This is a genomic window from Pseudomonas sp. MD195_PC81_125, assembly GCF_014060985.1.
GTDB classification, from domain to species: Bacteria; Pseudomonadota; Gammaproteobacteria; order Pseudomonadales; family Pseudomonadaceae; genus Aquipseudomonas; species Aquipseudomonas parakoreensis.
Window position 1 is genome coordinate 1 of the sequence record NZ_JABULD010000550.1, and the last position, 5,431, is coordinate 5,431.

Sequence of the window (5,431 nt, forward strand, 5' to 3'; positions counted from 1 at the left end):
AGCGATAGCGGATTGTCAGTCAACATCAATGTCGAATCTGAGTCCGTCATCGCTGGCAAGCCAGCTCCCACAGGATTGCGCGTTTTGCAGATTTGGCTGATCAGGCTTCCAGGCCGAGAATATCCCGCGCCACAGCTTCCGCAATCCGAATCCCGTCGACACCTGCCGACAGAATCCCGCCCGCATACCCCGCGCCTTCACCGGCCGGGAACAGACCTTTGACGTTCATGCTCTGCAGCGACTCGTTACGCGTGATGCGCAGCGGCGACGAAGTACGGGTTTCGATGCCGGTCAGTACGGCATCGTGCAGCGAGTAGCCACGAATCTGCTTCTCGAACGCCGGCAACGCTTCGCGGATCGCTTCGATGGCGAAGTCCGGCAGCGCCAGGGCCAGGTCGCCCAGGGCCACGCCCGGTTTGTACGACGGCTCGACTTCGCCCAGTTCGGTCGACGGGGTGCCGTTGATGAAGTCGCCGACCAGTTGTGCCGGGGCCTTGTAATCGCTGCCGCCGAGGATGAACGCGTGGGATTCCAGACGCTCCTGCAACTCGATACCGGCCAGCGGGCCACCCGGGTAATCGACTTCCGGGGTGATGCCGACGACGATCCCGGAGTTGGCGTTGCGCTCGTTACGCGAGTACTGGCTCATGCCGTTGGTGACCACGCGATTCGGCTCGGACGTCGCCGCCACCACGGTGCCGCCCGGGCACATGCAGAAGCTGTAGACCGAACGGCCGTTCTTGGCGTGGTGTACCAGTTTGTAATCGGCAGCGCCCAGCTTCGGGTGGCCGGCGTACTTGCCCAGCCGCGCACGGTCGATCAGCGACTGCGGGTGTTCGATGCGGAAACCCACCGAGAACGGCTTGGCTTCCATGAACACGCCACGGCTGTGGAGCATGCGGAAAGTGTCGCGGGCACTGTGGCCGAGGGCCAGGACCACGTGTTTCGAATGCAGGGTTTCACCGCTCGCCAGTTCGACGCCGACCAGTTGGCCGTCTTCGATCAGCACATCGGTGACGCGCTCCTGGAAGCGCACTTCGCCGCCCAGGGCACGGATCTCTTCACGCATGGTCTCGACCATGCCGGTCAGACGGAAGGTACCGATGTGCGGTTTGCTGACATAGAGAATCTCTTCTGGCGCGCCGGCCTTGACGAATTCGTGCAGGACTTTGCGGCCGAGGAACTTCGGATCCTTGATCTGGCTGTACAGCTTGCCGTCGGAGAACGTGCCCGCGCCGCCTTCGCCGAACTGCACGTTGGACTCGGGGTTGAGCACACTTTTACGCCACAGACCCCAGGTGTCCTTGGTGCGCTGGCGGACTTCGGTGCCGCGTTCGAGGATGATCGGCTTGAAGCCCATCTGTGCCAGCAACAGGCCGGCGAAGATCCCGCACGGGCCGAAACCGACCACGATCGGGCGCTGGTTCAGGTCGCTCGGCGCCTGACCGACGAATTTATAGCTGACATCCGGCGCCACGTTGACGTTACGGTCGTCGGCGAACTTGCCCAGCACCTTGGCCTCGTCGCGCACGGTGAGGTCGATGGTGTAGATGAAGCACAGTTCGGAGGACTTTTTGCGCGCGTCGTAGCTGCGCTTGAACAAGGTGAAATCGAGCAGGTCATCGCTGGCGATGCCCAGGCGCTGCACGATGGCGGCACGCAGGTCTTCTTCGGGATGGTCGATTGGCAGCTTGAGTTCGGTGATTCGTAACATGGCGAGGATCCGGATTCGCGGGGCGCACAACTGCGCCAGGGCGTTTGAAGGCCGCGATTATAAGCCGCAAAGGCCGGATCCGGTGAGGCTAAAACGCTCAGTCGTTACGTGATCCGCCGAAATACCCGCAACCACGCTCGACCTTGCCGTCGATGCGCAGCTCGGCGCTCATGTGCTGCACGCTGCCGGTGCTGCTGTCGACGCAGCGTTGCGGCGCGACCCATAACTCGATGCGCTGGTTGTTGGCTTCGCTGCTGAGGTTGAAGCGGCCGTCGCCCAGTTGTTCTTCGACATACGGCACGGCCAGCGCCGGTTGGCCTTCACGGTCGATGACCATGCCCTTGCCGCTGACTTTGACGTTCCACTCGGGACCGTGGCCGGCGGCGCGCAGGATCAACAGTTTGAAGTTCGGGTCATCGCAGGCGGTGCCGGAACGTTCGACGCGATACAACTGGCCGAGGTCGAGGCGGTCGCCGGCGATCTTCCCGCGTACATCGGCAAACAGCTTGCCCTGCTGATCGGCGAGGGTCGCGGCCTCTTGCAGCACGCTGGTGCCGCCGATGTCATTGACCACGTACTGACGGTGTTCGCCACAGGGCTGGAACACCAGTTTGCCGTCGGCCGCCGTCAATTGCCCCTGCATCCGTGATTGCCCGACATGGGATGCGCTTTCGCGCGGGCCATCAAGCAATTGGCAGGCGGCGAACAATGGCAGCAAGGCAACAACGATCAACGAACGGGCAACACGCATCTTCGGCTCTCCAGACAAGTGCTGCCACGTTACGCAGGCTGACCGTCGATCACAAGACTTGAGTGGCCGGTTCAGGCTGGCTATTGAGTTGCCCGTTACCCGCCAGCATAGTGGCGTACCTGTGCGGGCATGGATTGATGGTGCATGAAGCAAAACCCTTCGGTATTCCCTGAGCGGCTGTACGCGTTGGACGCCCTGCGCGGCATCGCTGCATTGGCGGTAGTGTTCTGGCATTGGCAGCACTTCTTTTTCCAGGGCGCACTGCCTGGCCCTTTGCAGCGTGAAGACCAACCGTTGTATAGCCTGTTTTCACTGTTCTACCGCCACGGCGGCGATGCGGTCTCGCTGTTTTTCAGTCTTTCGGGGTTTATCTTCTTCTGGCTGTTTTCCAAAGGACTGGCGCAACGGGAGATCAGCGGCAAACAGTTTTTCATGGAGCGTTTCAGCCGGATCTATCCACTGCATCTGCTGACGTTCCTGGCGGTCGCCCTGTTGCAGAAAATCTATAGTGCGCACACGGGGAATGCGTTCGTTTATCCGTTCAATGATGCCTGGCACGCGCTGCTCAATGTGTTTCTGGCACCCGCGTGGGGGTTGGAGCAAGGCTGGTCGTTCAACGGCCCGGCATGGTCGATATCGGTGGAGGTGTTGCTGTACGCAGGGTTTTTCCTGCTGTGGCGTTACTCGCCGGCGCCGCTGCTGCTGAGTGCGTTGTTGATTGCCGTGAGCCTGTGGGTGTTTCCGGCACAGTACAAAATCAGTCTCGGGGTGTTCGGGTTTTTCTGTGGCGGCCTGGGTTACATCGCTGCTGACTGGCTGTTGCGGCGCTTTGATGTGCGCTGGGTCGCTGCCGGCCTGGTACTGGCCTGCGGGGCTGGCTGGTGGTGGTGCGGCGGCGATGCGGCGCAATCACCGCTGGTCAGGTTTGCCGTGCTGTTTCCATTGACCATTGTTGCCGTCGCCGCTTGCCCCCCATGGTTGCAGTCGCTGGCGCGCCGTGTGTCCTGGCTGGGGGACATCAGTTTCGCCGCCTATCTGCTGCACTTTCCCTTGCAAATTGTCGCGGCGCTGTTGGCCGATAAATTTCTGCCTGGACGCGCCGTTTTTTTATCAGCCGTGGAGCCTGCTGTTGTTTTTTGCGGTGCTGATCGGTAGCAGCCTGTTGTGTCACTACGGGTTCGAGCGCCCTGTGCAACGTTGGATACGCCGACGTACAGTGGGACACAACAAGGTTGCCGCGATGGCCCGTTGACGCCCCCTGCCTACGAGGCATTCAGCCTACGTGAAAGGTCTGCCCTGTTTGCAGGCCTTCGACACTTTTTCGCGTAGGCCAGCGCCACATCCGCCGCCGGAACCGGCTTGTAGCCACGGAAGTACGGGGGCGTAGCTGCCCATGGCTTCCAGCAGCACTGTCGGGCTGATCGAGTTCACCCGCAGACCGCGCGGCAGTTCGATGGCGGCGGCTTTGACGAAGCTGTCCAGTGCGCCGTTGACCAATGCCGCCGAGGCGCCGGAGCGGATCGGATCGTGGCTGAGTACGCCGCTGGTGAAGGTGAACGAGGCGCCGTCGTTGGCGTATTCGCGGCCGATCAGCAGCAGGTTGACCTGGCCCATCAGTTTGTCTTTCAGGCCCAGTGCAAAACTGTCAGCGTTCATCTCGCCGAGTGGGGCGAAGGTTACGTTGCCGGCGGCGCAGATCAGCGCGTCGAACTTGCCGGTTTGCTCGAACAGTTTGCGAATCGATGCGCTGTCGCTGATGTCCACCTGAAAGTCGCCGCTGCTGCGACCGATACGAATCACTTCGTGACGCTGGCTCAGCTCTTTATCCACGGCCGAACCGATGGTGCCGGCGGCACCGATCAACAGAATCTTCATGGGACTGTTCCTCAATGGGTTGAACGAGGTTTCAGTCTAGAGTGGTTTTTTCTGCGGATAAGCGCACTAATAGGCAACCTTTGGTTTTCAAATGGAAACAGTCCATGAGTGAAATGGATGATCTCGCGGCGTTCGCGGTGTTGATCGAGGCCGGCAGTTTTACCTTGGCAGCGCAGCAGCTGGGTTGCAGCAAGGGCCAGTTGTCCAAGCGCATCAGCCAGCTCGAAACGCGGTTTTCCGTGGTGTTGCTGCAACGCACCACGCGCCGCTTGAGCCTGACGGCGGCGGGCGCGGCATTGTTGCCGCAAGCCCAGGCGCTGGTGGTGCAAGTGGAGCGGGCACGTCAGGCGTTGGCGCGTTTGAAAGACGACATGGCCGGTCCGGTGCGGATGACAGTGCCGGTGTCGCTGGGGGAAACGTTTTTCGACGGCTTGCTGCTGGAGTTCTCGCAGAAGTATCCAGAGGTGCAGATCGAGCTGGAGCTGAACAACCACTATCGCGACCTGTCCCGGGACGGCTTCGATCTGGCGATTCGCTCCGAGGTGGCCAATGACGAGCGGTTGGTGGCCAAACCCCTGCTGGCGTGGCAGGAAATGACCTGCGCCAGCCCGATATACCTTGAACAATTCGGCGCACCGCTGACCCCGCAGGAGCTGGCCGAACACCGCTGCCTGCTCAACAGTCATTACAGTGGCCGTGAAGAATGGCTGTATCACCAACAGCACGAATTGCTGCGGGTGCGGGTGTCGGGGCCGTTCGCCAGCAACCATTACAACCTGCTGAAGAAAGCCGCCCTGGCCGGCGCCGGTATCGCACGGTTGCCGTCGTATCTGCTGCAAACGGAACTGGCTGACGGCCGGTTGCGCTGGTTGTTGCGCGATTTTCAGACGCGCCGGATGCCGATGTATCTGGTCCACCCCTATCAGGGCGGGTTGCCCAAACGCACACAAGTGCTGGCGGATTATCTGATTGGCTGGTTCAAACGCAGCGGCGAGGCACTGGATCGCCTGGCGCATTGACTACGATGCCCGTGATACCTCTGTAGGAGCTGCCGAAGGCTGCGATCTTTTGACCTTGAAAATCAAAAGATC

General features: G+C 61.1%; 4 protein-coding genes and 1 pseudogene. 2 read left to right on the plus strand and 3 right to left on the minus strand.

The features are described from left to right. Positions 1-100: 100 nt before the first annotated feature. Both HT737_RS22145 and HT737_RS22150 read right to left on the minus strand, forming a co-directional pair. Entirely contained in the window at positions 101-1,714 is a 1,614-nt protein-coding gene (locus HT737_RS22145; RefSeq protein ID WP_182404005.1) for an NAD(P)/FAD-dependent oxidoreductase, read from the minus strand. Positions 1,715-1,811: 97 nt separating this feature from the next. Continuing rightward, positions 1,812-2,465 carry a COG3650 family protein gene (locus tag HT737_RS22150; protein ID WP_182404006.1) on the minus strand — a complete coding sequence of 218 codons (654 nt, stop codon included), beginning with the start codon at positions 2,463-2,465 and terminating at the stop codon, positions 1,812-1,814. A 144-nt stretch (positions 2,466-2,609) separates the two neighbouring features. Here HT737_RS22150 and HT737_RS22155 point away from each other — a divergent pair, with 144 nt between their 5' ends. Further along, the gene (locus HT737_RS22155; protein WP_306287250.1) at positions 2,610-3,620 is read left to right on the plus strand and encodes an acyltransferase; all 1,011 of its coding nucleotides are present in this window, start codon (positions 2,610-2,612) and stop codon (positions 3,618-3,620) included. A 118-nt stretch (positions 3,621-3,738) separates the two neighbouring features. Here HT737_RS22155 and HT737_RS22160 read toward each other — a convergent pair. Next, a pseudogene (locus HT737_RS22160) lies at positions 3,739-4,340 on the minus strand (short chain dehydrogenase). 104 nt (positions 4,341-4,444) lie between these two features. Between HT737_RS22160 and HT737_RS22165 the strand changes: the two are divergent. Next, the gene (locus HT737_RS22165) at positions 4,445-5,359 is read left to right on the plus strand and encodes a LysR family transcriptional regulator (protein ID WP_182404007.1); all 915 of its coding nucleotides are present in this window, start codon (positions 4,445-4,447) and stop codon (positions 5,357-5,359) included. Positions 5,360-5,431 lie beyond the last annotated feature (72 nt).